This window comes from Pseudomonas sp. Fl4BN1, from assembly GCF_009908285.1.
Taxonomy (GTDB): Bacteria; Pseudomonadota; Gammaproteobacteria; order Pseudomonadales; family Pseudomonadaceae; genus Aquipseudomonas.
Window position 1 is genome coordinate 107589 of the sequence record NZ_JAAARM010000015.1, and the last position, 19943, is coordinate 127531.

15 protein-coding genes and 1 pseudogene are annotated in these 19943 nt (G+C 62.5%); 1 reads left to right on the forward strand and 15 read right to left on the reverse strand.

What is annotated here, in order from left to right; genetic code table 11:
• Positions 1–39: 39 nt before the first annotated feature.
• The 15 genes and pseudogenes from GV818_RS18240 to GV818_RS18310 form a co-directional block, all read right to left on the reverse strand.
• Positions 40–729 carry a hypothetical protein gene (locus GV818_RS18240; protein WP_161777150.1) on the reverse strand — a complete coding sequence of 230 codons (690 nt, stop codon included), beginning with the start codon at positions 727–729 and terminating at the stop codon, positions 40–42.
• A complete protein-coding gene (locus GV818_RS18245; RefSeq protein ID WP_256679486.1) occupies positions 729–1646 on the reverse strand; it encodes a hypothetical protein in 918 nt (305 codons plus the stop codon). Before GV818_RS18245 ends, GV818_RS18240 begins: the two co-directional genes overlap by 1 nt.
• 54 nt (positions 1647–1700) lie before the next feature.
• Positions 1701–2297 carry a MarC family protein gene (locus GV818_RS18250; protein ID WP_161758729.1) on the reverse strand — a complete coding sequence of 199 codons (597 nt, stop codon included), beginning with the start codon at positions 2295–2297 and terminating at the stop codon, positions 1701–1703.
• Between the two features lie 63 nt (positions 2298–2360).
• Complete coding sequence (locus GV818_RS18255; protein ID WP_161777151.1) at positions 2361–5147, reverse strand: hybrid sensor histidine kinase/response regulator; 2787 nt, start codon at positions 5145–5147, stop codon at positions 2361–2363.
• Between the two features lie 99 nt (positions 5148–5246).
• The gene (purD, locus tag GV818_RS18260; RefSeq protein ID WP_161758727.1) at positions 5247–6536 is read right to left on the reverse strand and encodes a phosphoribosylamine--glycine ligase; all 1290 of its coding nucleotides are present in this window, start codon (positions 6534–6536) and stop codon (positions 5247–5249) included.
• 128 nt (positions 6537–6664) lie between these two features.
• A complete protein-coding gene (purH, locus tag GV818_RS18265; protein ID WP_161758726.1) occupies positions 6665–8272 on the reverse strand; it encodes a bifunctional phosphoribosylaminoimidazolecarboxamide formyltransferase/IMP cyclohydrolase in 1608 nt (535 codons plus the stop codon).
• An 82-nt stretch (positions 8273–8354) separates the two neighbouring features.
• Positions 8355–8675, reverse strand: coding sequence for a DNA-binding transcriptional regulator Fis (fis, locus tag GV818_RS18270; RefSeq protein ID WP_003186237.1), 321 nt, complete (start codon positions 8673–8675; stop codon positions 8355–8357).
• The gene (gene dusB / locus GV818_RS18275) at positions 8672–9685 is read right to left on the reverse strand and encodes a tRNA dihydrouridine synthase DusB (RefSeq protein ID WP_161758725.1); all 1014 of its coding nucleotides are present in this window, start codon (positions 9683–9685) and stop codon (positions 8672–8674) included. Before dusB ends, fis begins: the two co-directional genes overlap by 4 nt.
• A 196-nt stretch (positions 9686–9881) precedes the next feature.
• Complete coding sequence (locus GV818_RS18280; RefSeq protein ID WP_161777152.1) at positions 9882–11201, reverse strand: DUF3426 domain-containing protein; 1320 nt, start codon at positions 11199–11201, stop codon at positions 9882–9884.
• A 30-nt stretch (positions 11202–11231) separates the two neighbouring features.
• On the reverse strand, positions 11232–12110 hold the full coding sequence (gene prmA, locus GV818_RS18285; RefSeq protein ID WP_161758723.1) for a 50S ribosomal protein L11 methyltransferase: 879 nt from the start codon (positions 12108–12110) through the stop codon (positions 11232–11234).
• Positions 12111–12356: 246 nt separating this feature from the next.
• A complete protein-coding gene (gene accC / locus GV818_RS18290; RefSeq protein WP_161758722.1) occupies positions 12357–13712 on the reverse strand; it encodes an acetyl-CoA carboxylase biotin carboxylase subunit in 1356 nt (451 codons plus the stop codon).
• A gap of 17 nt (positions 13713–13729) precedes the next feature.
• Positions 13730–14185 (reverse strand): acetyl-CoA carboxylase biotin carboxyl carrier protein, encoded by a 456-nt coding sequence (accB, locus tag GV818_RS18295; protein ID WP_161758721.1) that lies wholly within the window; start codon positions 14183–14185, stop codon positions 13730–13732.
• A gap of 24 nt (positions 14186–14209) precedes the next feature.
• The gene (gene aroQ / locus GV818_RS18300; protein WP_161777153.1) at positions 14210–14665 is read right to left on the reverse strand and encodes a type II 3-dehydroquinate dehydratase; all 456 of its coding nucleotides are present in this window, start codon (positions 14663–14665) and stop codon (positions 14210–14212) included.
• Between the two features lie 237 nt (positions 14666–14902).
• Positions 14903–15418 (reverse strand): annotated as a pseudogene (locus tag GV818_RS35050) (methyl-accepting chemotaxis protein); the annotation flags it as partial.
• A gap of 1498 nt (positions 15419–16916) precedes the next feature.
• Positions 16917–18587 carry a response regulator gene (locus tag GV818_RS18310; protein ID WP_161777155.1) on the reverse strand — a complete coding sequence of 557 codons (1671 nt, stop codon included), beginning with the start codon at positions 18585–18587 and terminating at the stop codon, positions 16917–16919.
• Positions 18588–18875: 288 nt separating this feature from the next.
• Between GV818_RS18310 and GV818_RS18315 the strand changes: the two genes are divergently transcribed.
• Positions 18876–19943, forward strand: coding sequence for a DUF2333 family protein (locus GV818_RS18315; protein WP_161758718.1), 1068 nt, complete (start codon positions 18876–18878; stop codon positions 19941–19943).

The following is a 19943-nucleotide window of genomic DNA, read 5'->3' on the forward strand; positions in this document are numbered from 1 at the left end:
TTGTTCCTTATCCTTCCAGGAGGGCACGGGCGGCTTTGCTTACAGGCTCGGTACCAGCAAGAAACCGGAGTAGTAGGCGCAATGCCCCGCATACCCTGGGCGCGCATCGCAGGGTTTCAGGCAACCTCGGGCGTTGCCAGGAAAGCGCGCGGCCACGGAAAGGGCGAAACCATAGGTCGGGGTGGTCACCGCGAAGCTGTTCTCGCACACGTCCTTGGTGCTGTAGCTGAAGGTCATGGCTTCTTGCCGACCGTTGTGGGCGAAGGCCACCTCGAAGCTGTTGAGGCTGTTCCAGCCCGACATCGGCAACACCAGGAAGCGATAGTGAGTGGGGTCCAGTTTCTGGCCCATGACCCGCAGGGAGTTGGTGGCCGAATCGCTCTTGGGCGAGGGATAAGGCAACGCCAGCAGCGCTCGTGGGTCGCCGAGTACTCCCAGTTCGAAACCGATGCCCTTCTGGTAGAACGGAATCTGGATGCTCGGGTAGCCGTCTATTTTCACGTACTTGCTGGACGCATAGGGGCCTGAGGTATCGGGCTTGTAGTCCGGTGCCTTGGCGAAGGTCACTTGAAGTTCCAGGACCGCTTGCGTGGTCTTGGCGTCTTCGGTGCGAATATCGCTGGGCCGTTCGGCACCATGGTTGGCGCAACCGCTCAGGAGCGCCACGACAACCAGCTGCAGCAGGCGCTGGGTGGACCATGCAAAAGGTCGAGGTAGAAGGTTCGGCATCACTCACTGCTCCCCTTGATAGGGCTGGAGGTCAGGCCCAGGCCCTTGAGTTGCCAGACCCCTTGAACCTTTTGCCAACTGAAATTCTGCGCGACCCAATCCACTTCCAGGGCATGTTGCAGGCGCCTCCCGTCGATGCTCCGACCTTGCTCCAGGGCTTTTTGGGCACGGGCGTAGGACTCCTTGAACAGCGGCCAGATCTGACTCGCATTCAGCTCCTTGCTGATCGGCCAATGGGCATAGACCCCCTGGTCCACCGAGCTGAGCAGCAAGCTTTCCTTGCCCAGGAACGCGGCGCTGCGATTGTCCGGCGCGACTGATACCAGCATGGAGTGGTGCGAGAGACCCCAGCCGGGCAGTTGATTGTCGAACCACAGCACTTGCCCGGTCGATGGCACGAAGGCTCGTGCGCCCTCGGGGAACAGCAGCAGATCATTGCGTCCTGCTTGCGGCTGGCCCCAGTCGGGTTCGCTCGCGCTTTTGACCGGGCTGAGGATGCGGGCCAGCGGCGTGTCGTTCTGCACGGCAATCACCACCGTGCCGACGCCCATCCATTCGATAGTGGTCGCCAGCAGCACCGGCTGGCCGCCCTGGATCGCGCCGGTGGGCCTGACATCGGTGATCTGCCAGGCATTCAGTGGCCGGTAGGGCCGGCCTTTGTAGGTGATTTCCAAGGTGCTGATGGAGGATCTGCCGCGAAACACGTGGAAGTCGCCAAACTGCTCGCTGTAGCCACTGAGGTAGTCGAGGCGCTTCTTCGATTCTGCGTTTGGCAGGTCTGCCGCCATGGCCGGCTGCGCGAGCAATACCAGCAATGCCAGCAGGTAACCCAGGCGCTGGTCGATCAGGAATCGTAGGGGGGCCAGAGCTGAGCACGGCATCCGGGAGCGGTGCTTGCCGGGAGGTCTTTGGGGCATCTGCATTCCGTTGCCTGTGATTCCATGTAAGGGCGCTGGGGGCATCCCGGCTGCCTAGGGCACCAGATACCCTCGAACCCCGGTAAAGATGATTTGCGCCGCCAGGGCACAGACGAACAGCCCCATCAGGCGGCTGACGATCTGCAAGCCTTGCTCGCCAAGAATGCCTTCGATGCGGTTCGACAGGTACAGCACCACGCCGACGGTAAAGCTGGCCAGGGCGATGCTCAGGATCGCGGTGAGCTTGTCGTCCCAGTGGGGCTGGCTGACGCCCATCACCAGCAGCGCACCGATGGTGCCGGGGCCCACGGTCAGGGGAATGGTCAGCGGGACGATGGTCACGTCCTGCTGCACGTTGTCGGTCTGGACCGCGGACTTGCCCTGGGCCATGCCCAGGGCGGAGATGAACAGCACGCTGCCGGCGCCGATGCGGAAGGCATCCACGGTGATCCCGAAGACACTGAAGATCACCCGGCCGAACAGGTACAGCAGGATGCTGGAGACCAGGGTCGCCAAGGCGACTTTCCAGGCCAGGCGCCGCCGCTCCTTGGGGGAATAGCCGCGGGTCAGGCTGATGAAGCACGAGAGCACGAAGAATGGGCTATAGAGCACCAGCATCTTCAGGTAAACGCTGAACAGCACGTGGAGCATGGTGGGAGCTCACGACTAAGGAGGGCGAGCCAGAGTTTAACAGGCGCCGCCCGGGCTGTCGGCTCAACTGGTGTGTGCGGCGCTGCGCTCACGCAGATCGCGCTGGGTGACCCAGTGTTCCACCAGTTCGCGCAGTTGCGAGAGCTCCACCGGCTTGGCCATGTGCCCGTCCATGCCGGCCTGGCGCGCGCGCTCCTTGTGCTCGGCGAGGATGTGCGCGGTAAGGGCCACCACCGGGGTGCGCACCCGTTGGTTGCCGACTTCCCAGGCGCGCAGTTGCTGGGTGGCGGAGAACCCGTCCAGCACCGGCATTTCGCAATCCATCAGCACCAGGTCGTAGCGCTGGGCTTTCATTGCCTGCAGGGCCTCTTCGCCGTTGCTGGCGGTGTCGGGCTGCAGGTTGAGCTTGCCGAGCATGCCGCGGATGACCTTGGTCGAGATGCTGTTGTCTTCGGCCACCAGGATGCGGAAGTCGCTGGGCACAGTGACCGGCGCCGGGCTCGGCGGGGTATTGAAGGGCAGGTTGTAGGGCGCGGCGGGTGCCTTGTCCCGTTGACTGAGTTCGTCGGCCAGGGTGGTCTTGAGGGTATAGCCGGCCACCGGCTTGGCGAGGATGCGCTTGATCCCGGCATTGCGTGCAATCACCTTGCTCGGCGCATTGCTGATGCCGGTGAGCATGATCAACAGGATGTCGTGGTTCAGGCTCGGGTCTTCCTTGATCTTCGCCGCCAGTTGCATGCCGGTCATGCCGGGCATGTTCTGGTCCAGCAGGACCACGTCGAAATAGTCCCGCAGATGGGCCTTGGTCCGCAGCAGTGCCAACGCCTCCTTACCCGAAGGCACAGCGCTGACGTTCAGGCCCCAGGCACTGCATTGTTGCACCAGGACTTTGCGGCAGGTGTCGTTGTCATCAACCACCAGCACCCGGGCACCTTGCAGCGGGCCGTCGAGATCGGCGGTGGGTTGCTCCAGGCGCTCGGCGTCCAGGGGCAGGGTCAGCCACAGGGTGCTGCCTTGTTGAGCGCCGCTCTTGATGCCGAATTCGCCGTGCATCAGCAGGATCAACTGGCGCGCGATCACCAGCCCGAGATTGCCTCCCAGGCGGGTAGTGGCGAGGAAGTTCTTGCTGTGCAGCTCGGTGTGCAGCAGGGCGTCGCGCTCTTCGGCGTCCATCGGCTGGCCGCTGTCCTGCACGGCAATGCGCAGGCGCGGCTTGCTGCTGCGTTCGTCGAGGGCGACGACGATCAGCACTTCGCCCTCGTCGGTCTTCTTCAGGGCGTTTTCCAACAGGCTCAGCAGGGCCTGGCGCAGGCGCGTCGGGTCGCCGCTGATGACCCGCGGCACCTGGGGCTGGATGAAGCTGATCAGTTCGACATTCTGCTGTTCGGCCTTGGCGCGGAAGATGCTCAGGCAGTCTTCGATCAGGGCATTGAGGTCGAACTGTACGTCGTCCAGTTCAATCTGCCCGGATTCCAGCTTGGAGATGTCGAGGATCTCGTTGATCAGGGTCAGCAGTTCGTTGCCGGCGCTGTGGATGGTCTGCACGTAGTCGCGCTGCTTGACCGACAGCGGGGTGCCCAGCAGCAGTTCGGTCATGCCCAGCACGCCGTTCATCGGGGTGCGGATCTCGTGGCTGATCTTGGCCAGGAATTCAGCCTTGGCATTGACCTCGGCAGTGCTGGCGGCGAGGTCGCGGCTGACGCTGAAGCGGTTCTCGGTGATGTTGCGCTGGCGTTCGCCCAGGGCAATGCTCATCAGCAGGCCGGCGATGCACACCACACTCATCAGGGTGATGATCAGCCCTTGCGGTGCGACCAGGGTCAGGCCCAGCAGGGCCGGGAGGATCACCAGGGTACCGAGGTTGAAGATCACCATTGCGGCGACGAACAAGCGGGCCGGACGATAGCCCTTGTGCCAGTGATAGCCGCCGACGAACAGCATGCTCAGGCCGGCCAGGGCCACCAGGCCATAGGTGATGATGTTCAGCGGCAGGGTGCTGACGAACAGCAGCAACAGGCCGAACAGGCCGATCACCAGGATGTTGCCCAGCAGCAGGCGATTCAGCGGGTGCGGACCCAGCGGGGCGAAAAAGCGGTAGGCGAACATCATCCCGCAGGGCGCAGTCAGCAGCAGGGCCACATAGGCTCCCGGGGTCTGCAGCGGCTGCAAGTCTGGTAGCCAGGGGCCTAGCAGGTTCAGCAGCATCAACAGGCTGAGGGTCAGCAGGCCCTCGCAGGCCGCCAGCCACAAGCTGCTGCGAGAGCGGGTGTAGGCGAAGCGTGTGAGGTTGTGCAGGATCAGCATTGCCAGGCAGCCGAAGAGCAGGCCGTAGATCAGCGTCTGGCTCTGGTTGGCGGCGCTCATCACTGCCGATTGCAGGGTGATGTAGGGGCGCAGTTCGTGCTCGGACACTAGCCGTACATACACATCCAGCGGCTTGGCGCTTTGCGGCAACGGCAGCATGAAGTCTCTGCTGGGCAGGGGCTTTTCCGTTTGTGCCTGGCTGGAACCGGTGTTCACTTGCTCGATCAGCTTGTCACCGTCGAGCACGTAGAGATTCAGGTGGGACAGGTCGGGGGCGAAGATCCGCAGGATCTGCTCGTGGGTCCCTGGTTGGAGCTTGAAGCGTAACCACAGGGCGCCGTCAGGCTCGGCGGCGGTCAGCTTGTCCAGTTCGATCGGGCTGAACTGGTTGATGTAGCGTGGGGAGCGGATGTCACTGAGTTGCAGGTCGGCCTGTTCGTCGAGCAAAACCGCCCAGCCACTGCCTTGAGCGGCCAGGGCCGAATTCAAGCAGAGCAGAGTCAGCAATGTGACAGTGAGACCTAGGGCAGTCCTGAGCCAGCGCACGGCGAAATCCCTTCATTGGTTGATGCCTGATTATAACTATGCGCGGCGTAATGACCGCCCGGCAAGGGCGCAAGGCCCTTGCCGGAGTCAGGGCAGGCTTTACTCCTGGCCACGCTCGCGAGCAATGGCACGGTAGCCGATGTCGTTGCGGTAGAAGCAGCCCTGCCAATCGACCTTGGCCGCCAGGCGGTAGGCTTGCTGCTGGGCTGCGTCCACGCTGTCGCCCATGGCGGTGGCACACAGTACCCGGCCGCCGGAGGTTACAACCTGACCGTCCTTGAGCGCGGTGCCGGCGTGGAAGATTTTGCCTTCCAGTTCAGCGGCGGCGTCCAGGCCGGTAATCGCTGCGCCCTTGGCGTAGTCACCAGGATAGCCGCCAGCGGCCAGCACGATACCCAGGCTCGGGCGTGGATCCCATTGCGCTTCGACCTTGTCCAGGGCCTGGGCCAGGGCGGCTTCCACCAGCAGCACCAGGCTCGATTGCAGGCGCAGCATGACCGGCTGGGTCTCTGGGTCGCCGAAGCGGCAGTTGAACTCGATGACCTTCGGGTTACCGGCCTTGTCGATCATCAGCCCGGCATAGAGGAAGCCTGTGTAGACGTTGCCTTCCTCGGCCATGCCGCGCACGGTCGGCCAGATCACCAGGTCCATCACCCGTTGGTGTACTTCTGAGGTGACCACCGGTGCTGGCGAGTAAGCGCCCATGCCACCGGTATTGGGGCCAGTGTCGCCGTCGCCGACGCGCTTGTGGTCCTGGCTCGTGGCCATGGGCAGCACGTTCTTGCCGTCGACCATGACGATGAAGCTGGCTTCTTCGCCATCGAGGAACTCCTCGATGACCACACGCGAGCCGGCGTCACCGAAGGCATTGCCGGCCAGCATGTCGCGCACGGCCTCTTCGGCTTCGGCCAGGGTCATGGCGACGATCACGCCTTTGCCGGCGGCCAGGCCATCGGCCTTGATCACGATCGGCGCGCCTTTTTCCCGCAGGTAGGCCAGGGCCGGCTCGATCTCGGTGAAGTTCTGATAGTCGGCAGTCGGGATCTTGTGGCGCGCGAGGAAGTCCTTGGTGAAGGCCTTCGAGCCTTCCAGCTGCGCGGCGCCGGCGGTCGGGCCGAAGCAGTCCAGGCCACGGGAGCGGAACAGGTCGACCACGCCGGCCACCAGCGGCACTTCCGGGCCAACGATGGTCAGGGAGACGTTTTTCTCAGCGAAATCTGCCAGCTGTTCCAGGGCCAGGACGTCGATGGCGACGTTCTCGCATTTGGCTTCGATGGCGGTGCCGGCGTTGCCCGGGGCAACGAACACTTTCTGAACCCGTGGGTCCTGAGCGACTTTCCAGGCCAGGGCGTGTTCACGACCGCCGCTACCAATGATCAGTACATTCATTTCAAAAACCTCGGATGACGCTAATTCAGGAAAGCAAAAGTAGGAGCCGGCTTGCCGGCGATCGGGGCGCCTCGCTTGTTGGGCGGGACCGCTTTCGCCGGCAAGCCGGCTCCTACTGTGGCGAGTGCTTAGTGACGGAAATGACGCATGCCGGTGAAGACCATGGCGATGCCGGCTTCGTCGGCAGCGGCAATCACTTCGGCATCACGCATCGAGCCGCCTGGCTGGATCACCGCGGTGATACCGACCTTGGCGGCGTTGTCCAGGCCGTCGCGGAACGGGAAGAACGCGTCGGAGGCCATTACCGAACCGGCTACCTGCAGACCGGCGTGCTCGGCCTTGATGGCGGCGATCCGGGCGGAGTTCACGCGGCTCATCTGGCCGGCGCCGACCCCGATGGTCTGGCGGTTCTTGGCGTAGACGATGGCGTTGGACTTGACGTACTTGGCAACTTTCCAGGCGAAGATCAGGTCGTGGATTTCCTGCTCGGTAGGTGCGCGCTTGGTCACCACCTTCAGGTCATCGGCGCTGATCATGCCGATATCGCGGCTCTGTACCAGCAGGCCGCCGTTGACGCGCTTGTAGTCCCAGGCGGCAGCGCGATCAGCCGACCATTCACCGCAGGCCAGCAAGCGCACGTTGGCTTTGGCAGCAACAATGGCGCGGGCTTCTTCAGTCACGGAAGGGGCGATGATCACTTCAACGAACTGACGCTCGACGATCGCCTTGGCAGTGGCTGCGTCCAGCTCGCGGTTGAAGGCGATGATGCCGCCGAAGGCCGATTCGGTGTCGGTGGCGTAAGCCAGCTCATAGGCCTGGCGGATGCCGCCTTCAGCGTCCGGGCTGACGGCAACGCCGCACGGGTTGGCGTGCTTGACGATCACGCAAGCCGGCTTGACGAAGCTCTTGACGCATTCCAGCGCGGCATCGGTATCGGCCACGTTGTTGTACGACAGCTCCTTGCCTTGCAGCTGGGTGGCGGTGGCGATGCCGACTTCGGCCGGCTTGGCTTCCACGTAGAACGCCGCGCTCTGGTGCGGGTTCTCGCCGTAGCGCATTTCCTGGGCCTTGATGAACTGGCTGTTGAAGGTCCGCGGGAACTCGCTGCGGCCTTCTGTGCTCAGGGTCTCGGCAGCCTGGTTCACGGTGCCCATGTAGTTGGCGATCATGCCGTCGTAGGCCGCGGTGTGTTCAAAGGCCTTGAGCATCAGGTCGAAGCGCTGGGCGTAGGTCAGGCCACCGGCCTTGAGGCTTTCCAGGACGCTGGCGTAGTCGCTGGCGTTGACCACGATGGCCACGTCTTTGTGGTTCTTGGCTGCCGAGCGGACCATGGTCGGGCCGCCAATGTCGATGTTCTCGATGGCGGTCGGCAGGTCGCAACCCGGCTTGGAGATGGTGGCTTCGAACGGGTAGAGGTTGACGGCGACCAGGTCGATCGGCTTGATCCCGTGTTCGTTCATGATGGCGTCGTCGATACCGCGACGACCAAGGATACCGCCGTGGATTTTCGGGTGCAGGGTCTTCACCCGGCCATCCATCATTTCCGCGAAACCGGTGTAATCCGCGACTTCCACTGCGGACACGCCGTTGTCCTGCAGCAGTTTGAAGGTCCCGCCGGTGGAGAGGATCTCCACACCAAGGGCTTCCAGCTCCTTGGCGAATTCAAGGATCCCGGTCTTGTCGGAAACACTGATCAAGGCGCGGCGGATCGGCAGGCGGGTAGTCTGGTCGGTCATCTCAATTTCCATCAAAAGCAAAGGAGTCAGCAAAAAAGGCGACCGTTTTTTACGCGGGCGCCTTTCTGGTTTGATTGAATGCTTACAACAAATCGTACTGCTTGAGTTTCTTGCGCAGGGTACCTCGGTTCAGACCCAGGAGTTCGCTGGCCTTGGTCTGATTGCCCTTGACGTAGTTCATCACACTTTCGAGCAAGGGAGCCTCGACTTCGGAGAGCACCAGGTTGTACACATCCGTGACGGCCGCGCCCTCAAGGTGGGCGAAATAATTGTGCAGCGCCTTCTCGACACTCCCGCGAAGGGTCTGGCCTTCTTCGCTGGGTGTATTGAGGTGCTGTTTCAAATTCACGTTGTCGCTCACGGGTGTTGTTCCACTCACTAAAGTCTCGGTCATCATCGTCATGCGGCCACCCCCTCTCCGTCCCCTGCTTCCAGGCTCTTGTAACGCCCGGCAAAGAACTCCCGAACGTTGGCGCATTGTGCTTCCGTATCTTCCAAACGATTGAAGTGGGCGCGAAACTCCCTGGCGCCCGGCAGGGTTGCGAGATACCAGCCCACATGCTTGCGCGCAATGCGTACGCCCATGACATCCCCATAGAAGACATGCAGCGCGGCCAGGTGCTCTAGCAGAATACGTTCCACTTCGAACAGCTCCAGCGCCGGGAGGGTTTCACCGGTCTGCAGGAAGTGTTCGATCTCACGAAAAATCCATGGCCGCCCTTGGGCGGCCCGGCCGATCAACAGCCCGTCGACACCGGTGGCGTGCAACACCTGCCGGGCCTTTTCGGGTGAGTCGATGTCGCCGTTGGCAAAGACCGGAATCGACACCGCCTGCTTGATCGCGGCGATGGTGTCGTACTCGGCCTCGCCGGTGTACAGATCGGCCCGGGTCCTACCATGGACCGCCAGTGCCGTGATGCCCGCCTGCTCGGCGATCTTCGCCACCGTCAGGCCATTCTTGTTCTGCCGGTCCCAGCCGGTACGGATCTTCAGGGTGACCGGTACATCCACCGCGGCCACCACCGCCTGGAGAATCTCGTTGACCAGGGCTTCGTCTTTCAGCAAAGCGGAGCCGGCGGCCTTGTTGCAGACCTTCTTCGCCGGGCAACCCATGTTGATATCAATTATTTGTGCGCCCAACTCGACGTTGGCGCGGGCGGCGTCTGCCAGCATCTGTGCATCACCACCGGCAATCTGTACCGAGCGTGGCTCGGGATCGCCTTCGTGGATCATGCGCAGCCGCGATTTACGGCTGTTCCACAAGCTCATGTCGCTGGTGACCATTTCCGAGACTACAAGGCCCGCGCCCAATTGCTTGCAAAGCTGACGAAAGGGCTGGTCGGTGACACCCGCCATTGGGGCGAGAATCAAGCCGTTGTGCACTGTATATGGGCCGATGCGTACCGCCGACATAGGACTTCCCTGTTGTGGGGCCGGATCATGAGAGTTCGAAAAAGGGTTGGCATGATACCCGCTCTCGATGACCGGATAAAGGCTGAATTGGATAAAATCTGAACAGTTCTTCCGTTATCGACTCAGGATTAATCTGAGCGACGCAGTCATAAAACTGTCGTCAATCCAGCGTTTTCCATCAACTCGTCTAGCCGATTTACTCAGGCGAGTGGAAACTCAGACTGTAGTTCACGGCTTTCGGTCCGGGGTCGAGAATGTCGAGGGCAATGTGGATCGGTGTCTGCGGCGGCATTTCCGCGACATCTTGTAGGTCGCCACCCAGGTATTCCCCGGGTTTGAAGCTGCGGCTGGCAATCAGATGGCCATTGAGATCGGCGAAGCGCAGTTCCAGCAACGGGAACGGTTGGGAGAAGGGCGCACGGTTGTAGATGATGGCATCCACTACCAGCGCCCCGCTGAACTCCGGGTGGCTGCGCACCACCAGATTGCTGCTCTTGATCCGGGCGATGTCCACGCGCGACGGTACCGTACAGCCGAACTCCGGGCACAGCTCCTGGAACCACGGGCGGTACTGGTCCTGGCGCGCCAGTTCGTCGAAGTGGTAGGCGACGTATTGACTCACCAGGCCGCCAGCAGCCAGCAGGATCAGCAGCATCCAGAGCAGGCGTCGTCCCCAGGGTGAACGACGTTTCTGCCAGTCGAGATGGATTGGATCGTCCACCAGGTCCAGCAGCACGTCTTCCTGAACCCCGGGCTCACTGCGCTCGCGGCGTTTCTTGCCCGGGGCGGCGGCCTCTGGTTTGTCGTCGTGCTCGATGGCCTCTGCAGGAGAGTGGGCGTCCAGGGAACCGAGGTCATCATCCGGGCGCAACCGCGGTGCCTGCGGCTCGTCATCCAGGTCCGCCAGGTTGAAAGACAGCGACGGTTCGGTGCGACCGGACCTGGCAGGCTCTTGGCTGGCTTCGTCCTGGGATGCTGGTGTCTTGGTGGCGAGAGGCTCGGGTTTATCGTTCTTGGCGGCACTGCCGAACAGGCCGTCGGGCCAGTGGGCTTCGTCGCTGTCCAATGGATCACGGCGGGCGCTGAGGCTCTCTTCCTGGTGTTCGCGCTCCTGGCCGAAGGCCTTGGCTGGCTGGATTTCCCGCTGTTCGAGCTTGGCCAGTTCCTCGTCGAGGTCCAGGTGGTCCAGATCCATCTCGGCGGCCGACCATTGCTTCTGACTGATGGCGCGTTGGGCGGGGGGCGCAGCTGGAGTCGGTGCCGGAGGGGGCTGCAGTTCCGGTTCCGGGGCCGGTGTCGGCGGTGCAGTGGCTGCCGGCGCGGCGGTCGGTTTGGCGGCAGGCCTGGACGTTACGCCTTCCTTGGCTGCGCGTTGCTCAAGCAACTGCCGAGCAGCGTTGAACACCTGCAGGCAGGAGCCACAGCGAACCACTCCGCGGGCCACGCTCAATTGAGCATGGCTGACACGGAACCTGGTTTGGCAATGCGGGCACTGGGTGACGAAACTGTCGGTCATGCGGCCATCCGGATTATGCAGGCGGCCATTCTAGCGCCGACGGCCGGTGATGCGCACCCAGCCATCGAGGTTGGCGATCGGGTCCAGATCGAAGTCCTGGGCATAGGCGGCGGCGACCTCTTCGCCTTGTTCGGCGAGGATCCCCGAGAGCGCCAGGCGTCCACCGGGCTTCACCAGGCTCGACAGTTGCGGAGCCAGGGAGACCAGGGGGCCGGCGAGGATGTTGGCCACCAGCACATCGGCTTGTACTTGCGGCAGTTGTTCGGGCAGGTACAGCGGGAACAAGGCCTCGGCGATGTTGTTGCGCCCGGCGTTGTCCCGGGAGGCTTCCAGGGCTTGTACATCAATGTCGGTGCCCACGGCTTGCTTGGCGCCCAGCAACAGGGCGGCGATGGCGAGGATGCCGGAGCCGCAACCGAAGTCCAGTACGTCGCAACCTTTCAGGTCCTGGCCGTCCAGCCATTGCAGGCACAGGGCGGTGGTCGGATGGGTGCCGGTGCCGAAGGCCAGGCCCGGGTCCAACAGCAGGTTGACCGCGTCTGGCTCTGGGGCGGCGTGCCAGCTTGGGACAATCCACAGGCGCTGGCCAAAACGCATCGGCTGGAAGTTGTCCATCCAGCTACGTTCCCAATCCTGGTCTTCGATGACTTCGCTGTGATGCTCGGGCAGCGGGCTGCCGGTCAGCAGTTCCAGATGGGCGAGCACGCTGGCGGCTTCGGTGCCGCCTTCGAACAGCGCCAGCAGGTGGGTGTGGGACCACAGCGGCGTGGTATTGAGCTCGGGTTCGAAGATCGGCTGATCCTCGGCGTCCATGAAGGTCACCGAGACGGCACCGACTTCAAGAAAAGCGTCTTCGTAGGTTTCGGCTTGTTCTGGGCTGATGGCGAGACGGACTTGCAGCCAAGGCATGGCGGGCACCTTTGAAAATATGTGATGTGCAGCCTAGCGGGCCGCGAGAAGCGCGCAAGTTTACGCGAGACGACCCGTGGGAGCGAGGGGGATGCCTGGTTCTTGCTTGCGATAGCGGCTGATCAGGGAGTGTACGCAATGGCCGCTGCGCGGTTCGCGAGCAAGCTCGCTCCTACAGGGCGCTGGGAGATAAGCAGATACGCCAAGGCCGCTCGGAAGCGGCCTTGGCGGTGTGGCGAGTGCCGATCAGTGTTGCTCGGCCAGCTTGTGCTCGAGGTAGTGAATGTTCACTCCCCCTTTGCAGAAGCCTTCGTCACGGGTCAGGTCGCGGTGCAGCGGGATGTTGGTCTTGATCCCGTCGACGACGATTTCGTCCAGCGCATTGCGCATGCGCGCCATGGCTTCGTCACGGGTTGCCCCGTAGGTGATCAGCTTGCCGATCAACGAATCGTAGTTCGGTGGAACCGCGTAACCGCTGTACAGGTGCGAGTCGACGCGCACGCCGTTGCCGCCCGGGGCATGGAAGTGCTTGACCGTGCCTGGGCTTGGCATGAAGGTTTTCGGGTCTTCGGCGTTGATCCGGCATTCCAGCGCGTGACCGCGGATGACCACGTCATCCTGGGTGAACGACAGCTTGTTGCCGGCGGCGATGCTGAGCATCTCCTTGACGATGTCGATACCGGTGACCATCTCCGAAACCGGGTGCTCTACCTGGACACGAGTGTTCATCTCGATGAAGTAGAAGCTGCCGTTCTCGTAGAGGAACTCGAAGGTGCCGGCGCCACGGTAGCCGATGTCGATGCACGCCTTGACGCAGCGGGCGAAGACTTCCTGGCGTGCGGTTTCGTCGATGCCCGGTGCCGGTGCTTCTTCGAGGACCTTCTGGTGACGACGCTGCAGCGAGCAGTCGCGGTCGCCCAGGTGGATGGCATTGCCCTGGCCGTCGGACAGCACCTGAACTTCCACGTGGCGTGGGTTGGTCAGGAACTTCTCCAGGTAGACCATCGGGTTGCCGAACGCCGCGCCAGCTTCTGAGCGGGTCAGTTTGGCCGAGGCGATCAGGTCTTCTTCTTTATGCACTACGCGCATGCCGCGACCACCGCCGCCGCCAGCAGCCTTGATGATCACTGGGTAGCCGACTTCACGGCCGATGCGCAACGCGGTTTCTTCGTCTTCCGGCAGCGGGCCGTCAGAACCTGGAACCGTGGGTACGCCGGCAGCGATCATGGCGTGCTTGGCCGAAACCTTGTCGCCCATCAGGCGGATGGTGTCAGCTTTCGGGCCGATGAAGGCAAAGCCGGAGTTTTCCACCTGTTCGGCGAAGTCAGCGTTTTCCGCGAGGAAGCCGTAGCCAGGGTGAATTGCCGTGGCGCCGGTGACCTCTGCTGCCGCGATGATGGCCGGGATGTGCAGGTAGGACTGTGCGGCTTGCGCAGGTCCGATGCAGACGGATTCGTCTGCCAGGCCCAGGTGCATCAGTTCCTTGTCGGCCTTGGAGTAGACGGCGACGGTCTTGATGCCCATTTCTTTGCAGGCGCGCAGGATCCGCAGGGCGATTTCACCGCGGTTGGCGATCAGAACTTTTTCCAACTTCGCAGACATCGTTGGCTCTCCGCGGTTCAAACGATGGTGAACAGCGGTTGGTCGTACTCAACCGGCTGGCCGTCTTCGACAAGGATGGACTCGATCACACCGCTGGTTTCAGCTTCGATGTGGTTCATCATCTTCATCGCTTCGACGATGCACAGGGTGTCGCCCTTCTTCACGCTTTGGCCGACTTCAACGAAGGCTGGCGAGCTAGGCGAAGATTTGCGGTAGAAGGTGCCGACCATCGGCGAGCGAGCAACGGTGCCGTTCAGCACGGGTGCCGCCGGGGCAGCAGGAGCAGCGGCCGGAGCGGCAGCAGCAGGTGCCGCGACAGGTGCGGCCATTGGCGCAGGAGCGTAGTACTGCTGGGCTGGAGTCTTGCTGTGACGGCTGATGCGTACGGACTCTTCGCCTTCCTTGATCTCCAGCTCATCGATGCCGGACTCTTCCAGCAGTTCGATCAGTTTCTTAACTTTACGGATATCCATGAATCATCAACTCCCAAGGGTCGGTCAGGGGCGTTTAGCCTGTTGTTCAAGCTGCTCTAGGGCGGCCTCCAGGGCCAGTCGGTAACCGCTGGCGCCAAGGCCGCAGATCACTCCCACCGCAACGTCGGAGAAGTAGGAGTGATGGCGGAAAGGTTCGCGTTTGTACACGTTAGACAAATGCACTTCGATGAATGGGATGCTCACCGCCAGCAACGCGTCACGTAAAGCGATGCTTGTATGCGTAAAAGCTGCTGGATTGATCAAAATGAAGTCCACGCCTTCATCCCGTGCGGCATGAATGCGTTCGATCAATTCGTACTCGGCATTGCTCTGCAGGTACTGCAGATGGTGCCCGGCATCACGGGCCCGCTGCTCCAGGTCCTGGTTTATCTGGGCCAGGTTGGTTGCGCCGTAGACCCCCGGTTCACGGGTGCCAAGCAGGTTCAGGTTGGGGCCGTGAAGAACCAGTAGGGTGGCCATCGGTTGTTCCTTGTTATCGAGGTGCTGTTGTCAGAACCCGGCGACTATGCCGGAAAGACTTTATGACTGTCCAGTTCTCGGCAATAGCCAGCACGATGACCGATGTTTGCGCAAAATATGTGACCAAGCGATTAAATCCGGTCATTTGCCAGCAGGGTGGCCTGGAGGGGATCCCTGGCGCCCGTTTCACCGATGATCCGCTCTAGGAGAGTGCTCAAGGCTGGCGAGGGGCCTGATTCAGACGCGGAAGGCCTGAACCGCCGTGTGCAACTGGCCCCCCAGGTCCAGCAGGTTCTCGCCCTGGCTTCGGCCTTCGCCGATGCGCAGCAGGTTGTCGCCACCCAGTTGATGAATGCGTTCGCTGTGATCACGGATCTCGCTGACTGCGCCGCTCTGCTGGGCGGTGACATCAGCAATTCGTACCGCAGTGTCGGCAATGGTCTGGATCGCCCCGACGATTTCGTCCAGGGCACCGTCGGCAGCCTGGGCCTGGCTGGCAGTGGCTTCGGCGTGTTCGACCTGGGCGCGCATGCCTTCCACCGATTGCTGCGCGGCGCTTTGCAGGCCGGCGATCAGGGTCTGGATCTGTGCCGTGGCGCCGGCAGTGCGCTGGGCCAGGGAGCGCACCTCTTCGGCGACCACCGCGAAGCCGCGGCCCATCTCCCCGGCGCGTGCGGCTTCGATGGCGGCATTGAGAGCCAGCAGGTTGGTCTGGTCGGCGATGGAGCGAATCACCGTCAGCACCCCGCCAATGGTGGCGGACTCTTGTGCCAGGTGTTCGATCATCTGCGCATTGCCCTGCACTTCACCCACCAGGGCGTGCAGGCCGGTGAGGCTCAGGCCGATGACTTTCTGTCCCTGTTGCACGGCCAGCCCGGCGCTGCGGCTGGCATCGGCAGCCTGGCTGGCATCACCGGCAACCTGCTGGATGGTGGCCTCCAGCTCCCCCAGGGCATCGCGGATCTGGGCGGTGTCACCGGCCTGGCGCTCGGCACCGCTGTGCAGGCTGCTGCTGAGGTCGGCCAGGGCACGGCTGCTGCCGGCCACTTGCTCGGCGTTCTGGCGAATGGTGCCCACCAGGTCCACCAGGTAGGCCCGCAGGCGGTTCAGCGACTCTTCGATAGCGTGCAGTTCGTGGTTGGTCTTGCCCAGTTGGATCGGGCGGCTGAAGTCGCCTTCGGCCCAGGTCGAGAGTGCCGGGGCGAGGTTGCTCAGGACCCGGGCCAGCTTGCGCTGCAAGGTGTCGATGACCAGGGCGATCAGCAGGATCAGGCCGATCATCAGCCCCTGCATCAGCCGCACTTCGCCCTGGATCTGCCCGTGCTGGGCGCGCACCGCGGGTTCCAGTTCGGCGATCGCCTGGCGCACGGCAGTGATCTTCAGCAGCGTCGCGGCGCTCAGGTCGGCACGTTTCTGGATCTGCTCACGGGTACGCTCGAGTTCCGTGGGGTAGCGGTTGAGCAGGCCGTGGAGTTCACGCTTGAGGCCGACACCAGCGTCTTCAGTCGCCGCCTTCTGGGTGTTTTCCAGACCCATCAAGGCCGCGAAGTCGTCGGTGCCGGACTCGCTGCTGGTGGCCACGCCTAATAAAGGCAGGGCTTCGATCAGCTCGGCCTGGCCGCGAATGTTGTTCACCTCGCGCTCGACGTCGGCAGCCAGCTCGCTGCGACCGCTGCTCACCAGCTTGTCTCGGGCCAGGGACAGTTTGCCCAGGTGTTGCGCAGCGTTCAGCAGCAGCGGCAGGTAGGCCGCGGCGCCAGCAGTCTTGGCTCCATTGGCATATTGGCTGAGCTGTTCGAGGTTGGCGCCCAGTTCACGTTCGGCCTGCAATAGCAGGGCCTGGGGGTCGCCCGCCAGTTTGCCTGCTGCCAGCAGGTCGGTCTTGCTGAAGTCGTCGAGGCTGGCCAGGCTCGGGCGTAGGCTTTGCGCCAGATGCGGCGGCAGTTCGCTGAGTTCGCCTTGCAGGGTTTCGATGGCCTGTGCGGCACTGCTCAGGCGCAGGGCGTCGCCGCTGGCCAGGTAGTCCTCGATATTGCGCGCCACTTGGTTCTGAAACTGCTGGGACAGCCCCAGGTAGCGCTCCATCAGCAGATAGGGGCGCTCCAGGGCCCGTTGCGACCACCAGAGCGTCGCCCCCAGGGCCAGGCAAACGGCAACTAACAGCAGGGTATTGAGATTGGTCAGCAGCTTCAGGCGCATCGGGGCTCTACCAACGGAAAAATGGTAAGCGCCTGAATTTATTGCGTTTGTATTACAGGGTTATGACCGAATCAGTGGAGTCCGATGAAAAAGTGGCACTTTGACTTGATTGTCGCGCGGCCTGCACCCGGTTGCGTCCGCCATGCTTGGCGCGGTACAGCGCCTCGTCCGCCTGGCTGGCCATCATCAAGCTGTCGGAGTCTTGCTCCATCTCGACTACCCCGGCGCTGAAGGTGCACCACAGGTCGTGGGGTTGGGCCGGGTAGTGGATCTCGGCAAAGCGCTGGCGGATCTCGTCCAGGACCTTGCACGCGGCGTCCTGGTCAGTGTCGGGCATGACGATGGCAAATTCTTCACCGCCGTAGCGGCCAATGAAGTCGGTCTTGCGCAGGCGCTGCTTGAGAAACAGCGCGAGGCTCTTGATCACCCGGTCGCCCATGGGATGGCCATGGCTGTCATTGACCCGCTTGAAGTGGTCGATATCGAGCATGGCAAAGCTCAGCGGCTTGTCTTCGCGGCGCGAGCGGAAGCTGCAGTCTTCCAGCAGTTGCAGGATATGGGTGTGGTTGTACAGGCCCGTGAGGCTGTCGCGGACCATTCGCGCCTTGAGGTTGCGCGCCCGGGCTGCGCGGTTGCGCACGGTGGTGATCAGGTGTCGAGGCTTGATCGGCTTGGTGAGGAAATCGTCGCCGCCTTCGCTCATGGCATCCAGCTGCTTGTCCAGGTCGTCCTCGGCGGACAGATAGATGATTGGCACGCTGACATAGCGGTCATTGTGGCGGATCACCTTGGCCAGCTCGGTGCCGGTGCAGGCCGGCATGTACATGTCGAGGATGATCAAGTCCGGCTGGAAGTCCGCCAGCTCGGCCATGGCCTGGATCGGCTCGATCAGGGTGCGAGTGACGATCCCGGCACTGTTGAGCAGGCGCTCGGTGTGCAGGGCCTGGGCGCGGGAGTCGTCGATGATCAACACTTTATAGGGTTCGTACTGGGCGACGCAGGTCAGCACCTCGATTTTTTCCAACAGGCTGGAAGCTTCCAGGGTGCCGGTCAGGAACTCCTGGCCGCCGGCGCGCACTGCGGCCAGGCGGGTCGGGGTATCGGTTTCATGCAGGCTGAAAAACAACAGCGGCAACTTTTGCTCGAGGCCAACCTGGGCTTCGTCCGCCAGGGTCAGGCCCATGCCGGGGCCGGAGAAATCGACGTCGATGACAATCGCCGCCGGCAACCGTTCGACCATGGATGAGCGGAAGGCTGCGATGCTGTCCAGGGACTGGGCGCTGAGGCCGAAGAATTCCAGTTGCTTGGCCAGGCGCTCGGCCCGCTCGTGATCCTGCAGCATGATGTAGATCGGCTTGCGCAGCGGCGGCAGGAAGGTTTGTTCCAGCTGGTCGCCATGGCGCAGGCCGGTGCGCGACAGGCGCTGCATCAGGCGATTGAGATCGGTGATCAGGGTGCTGCTCAGGCGACCGCGATTGGCGTCTACCGCTTCCAGCGATTGGCTGATGCTATGGGCCAGCTGAGTGTGTTCAGGTTGTTCGAAACGTTCGGCGAAACGCAGCAGGCGTAGATTGGCTTCGCACAGTTCCGACATGTCGGTGGTCGACCATTCGCTGCGCTGCAGACGCTGCCATATCTCAAGAATCTGACGTGCCTGATGAATTACCCGCTGGGCAAAGTGGTGCTTGAGGCGCTCACGGCTGGGGTCTTCTGGCTCGGTCATATCCTGACTACTAGTGAGGGTGCATGCTGAGATCGACTGGTGGCTCTATGCTAGCACCACTTTCGCGTCCCATGAGTGTCGTACGTCAATAATGTGCAAAGCGCCGTAATTCAGTTTCTGACCCTCTGGTCGCATAGGCTCTGGACTGTGCTTCATCTATAGTGTCGACCTGATTCGCAATCATTGCGCGGTGCGCATTTGCCGGGAGATTTATCCCGTCAAGGCAATGCACGATGGAGTAGGGTTGTGGTCGAACCGATGAACCCAAGTGATTGAAAGGACATAGCCATGCTGGATTGGAAGAATCGCGCAGGCAGCGCGCCGGAGCGTGCTGCCGAACCCAAGTCGGCGACACGCAGCTATTTCGGTGGCCTGCTGTTCAGTCGCGCCCTGCTCACCTTGTTGGGCCTGTACCTATTGGTTACCGGCGCCTTGGGTTGGTACTGGAGTCAAGAGCCGGCGCTGTTCCCGGTCCAGCAAAACGCGCAGATTGCCGCCGAGAAAGAAGGGCGGCAGATGGTGGTGGGCTACACCACCGTGGAAACCCTCAAGACTGTGGCCAGTACCCTGCTCGATAAGCCGGGGGGCTATATCTCCAACGACCGCTTCCCGCCGGGCCTGTGGCTGGACAACATGCCAAGCTGGGAATACGGCGTGCTGGTCCAGGTCCGCGACTTGACCCGCGCCCTGCGCAAGGACTTCGCACGGTCCCAATCGCAGTCCGCCGAAGACGCCGATCTGGCCAAGGCCGAGCCGCGTTTCAACTTCGACAACAAGAGCTGGATACTGCCGTCCAGTGAGTCGGAGTATCAGGAAGGCATCAACTCCCTGAGCCGCTATCAGGCACGCCTGTCCGATCCTAATCAGAAGACCGCGCAGTTCTATGCCCGTGCCGACAACCTCAATAACTGGCTGGGTGATGTGGGCACGCGCCTGGGCTCGCTGTCCCAGCGCCTATCGGCCAGTGTCGGCCGGGTCAAGCTCAATACGGCGCTGAAAACCGAAGTGCTCGCCCCGGGGCAGGCCCCGCAGATGGATGAGGAACTCGAGGAAACCCCGTGGTTGCAGATCGATAACGTGTTCTACGAAGCCCGTGGCCAGGCCTGGGCGCTGTCGCATCTGCTGCGAGCGATTGAAGTGGACTTCGCCGACGTACTGGCGAAGAAAAACGCCACGGTCAGCGTGCGGCAGATCATCCGTGAGCTGGAGGCGTCCCAGGAGCCGGTCTGGAGCCCGATGATCCTCAATGGCAGCGGTTTCGGCATCCTGGCCAACCACTCGCTGGTCATGGCCAACTACATCTCCCGGGCCAACGCGGCGGTCATCGACTTGCGTCAACTGCTCAATCAAGGCTGA

Excerpts from the sequence above, each read along its gene's own strand:
- fis (WP_003186237.1), bottom strand. The coding sequence starts at position 8,675 with ATGACGATGATGACCGAGACTTTAGTGAGTGGAACAACACCCGTGAGC.
- dusB (WP_161758725.1), bottom strand. The coding sequence starts at position 9,685 with ATGTCGGCGGTACGCATCGGCCCATATACAGTGCACAACGGCTTGATT.
- aroQ (WP_161777153.1), bottom strand. The coding sequence starts at position 14,665 with ATGGCCACCCTACTGGTTCTTCACGGCCCCAACCTGAACCTGCTTGGC.
- prmA (WP_161758723.1), bottom strand. The coding sequence starts at position 12,110 with ATGCCTTGGCTGCAAGTCCGTCTCGCCATCAGCCCAGAACAAGCCGAA.
- GV818_RS18250 (WP_161758729.1), bottom strand. The coding sequence starts at position 2,297 with ATGCTCCACGTGCTGTTCAGCGTTTACCTGAAGATGCTGGTGCTCTAT.
- GV818_RS18310 (WP_161777155.1), bottom strand. The coding sequence starts at position 18,587 with ATGACCGAGCCAGAAGACCCCAGCCGTGAGCGCCTCAAGCACCACTTT.
- accB (WP_161758721.1), bottom strand. The coding sequence starts at position 14,185 with ATGGATATCCGTAAAGTTAAGAAACTGATCGAACTGCTGGAAGAGTCC.
- GV818_RS18240 (WP_161777150.1), bottom strand. The coding sequence starts at position 729 with ATGCCGAACCTTCTACCTCGACCTTTTGCATGGTCCACCCAGCGCCTG.
- accC (WP_161758722.1), bottom strand. The coding sequence starts at position 13,712 with ATGTCTGCGAAGTTGGAAAAAGTTCTGATCGCCAACCGCGGTGAAATC.
- purD (WP_161758727.1), bottom strand. The coding sequence starts at position 6,536 with ATGAATGTACTGATCATTGGTAGCGGCGGTCGTGAACACGCCCTGGCC.
- GV818_RS18315 (WP_161758718.1), top strand. The coding sequence starts at position 18,876 with ATGCTGGATTGGAAGAATCGCGCAGGCAGCGCGCCGGAGCGTGCTGCC.
- GV818_RS18280 (WP_161777152.1), bottom strand. The coding sequence starts at position 11,201 with ATGACCGACAGTTTCGTCACCCAGTGCCCGCATTGCCAAACCAGGTTC.
- GV818_RS18245 (WP_256679486.1), bottom strand. The coding sequence starts at position 1,646 with ATGCCCCAAAGACCTCCCGGCAAGCACCGCTCCCGGATGCCGTGCTCA.
- purH (WP_161758726.1), bottom strand. The coding sequence starts at position 8,272 with ATGACCGACCAGACTACCCGCCTGCCGATCCGCCGCGCCTTGATCAGT.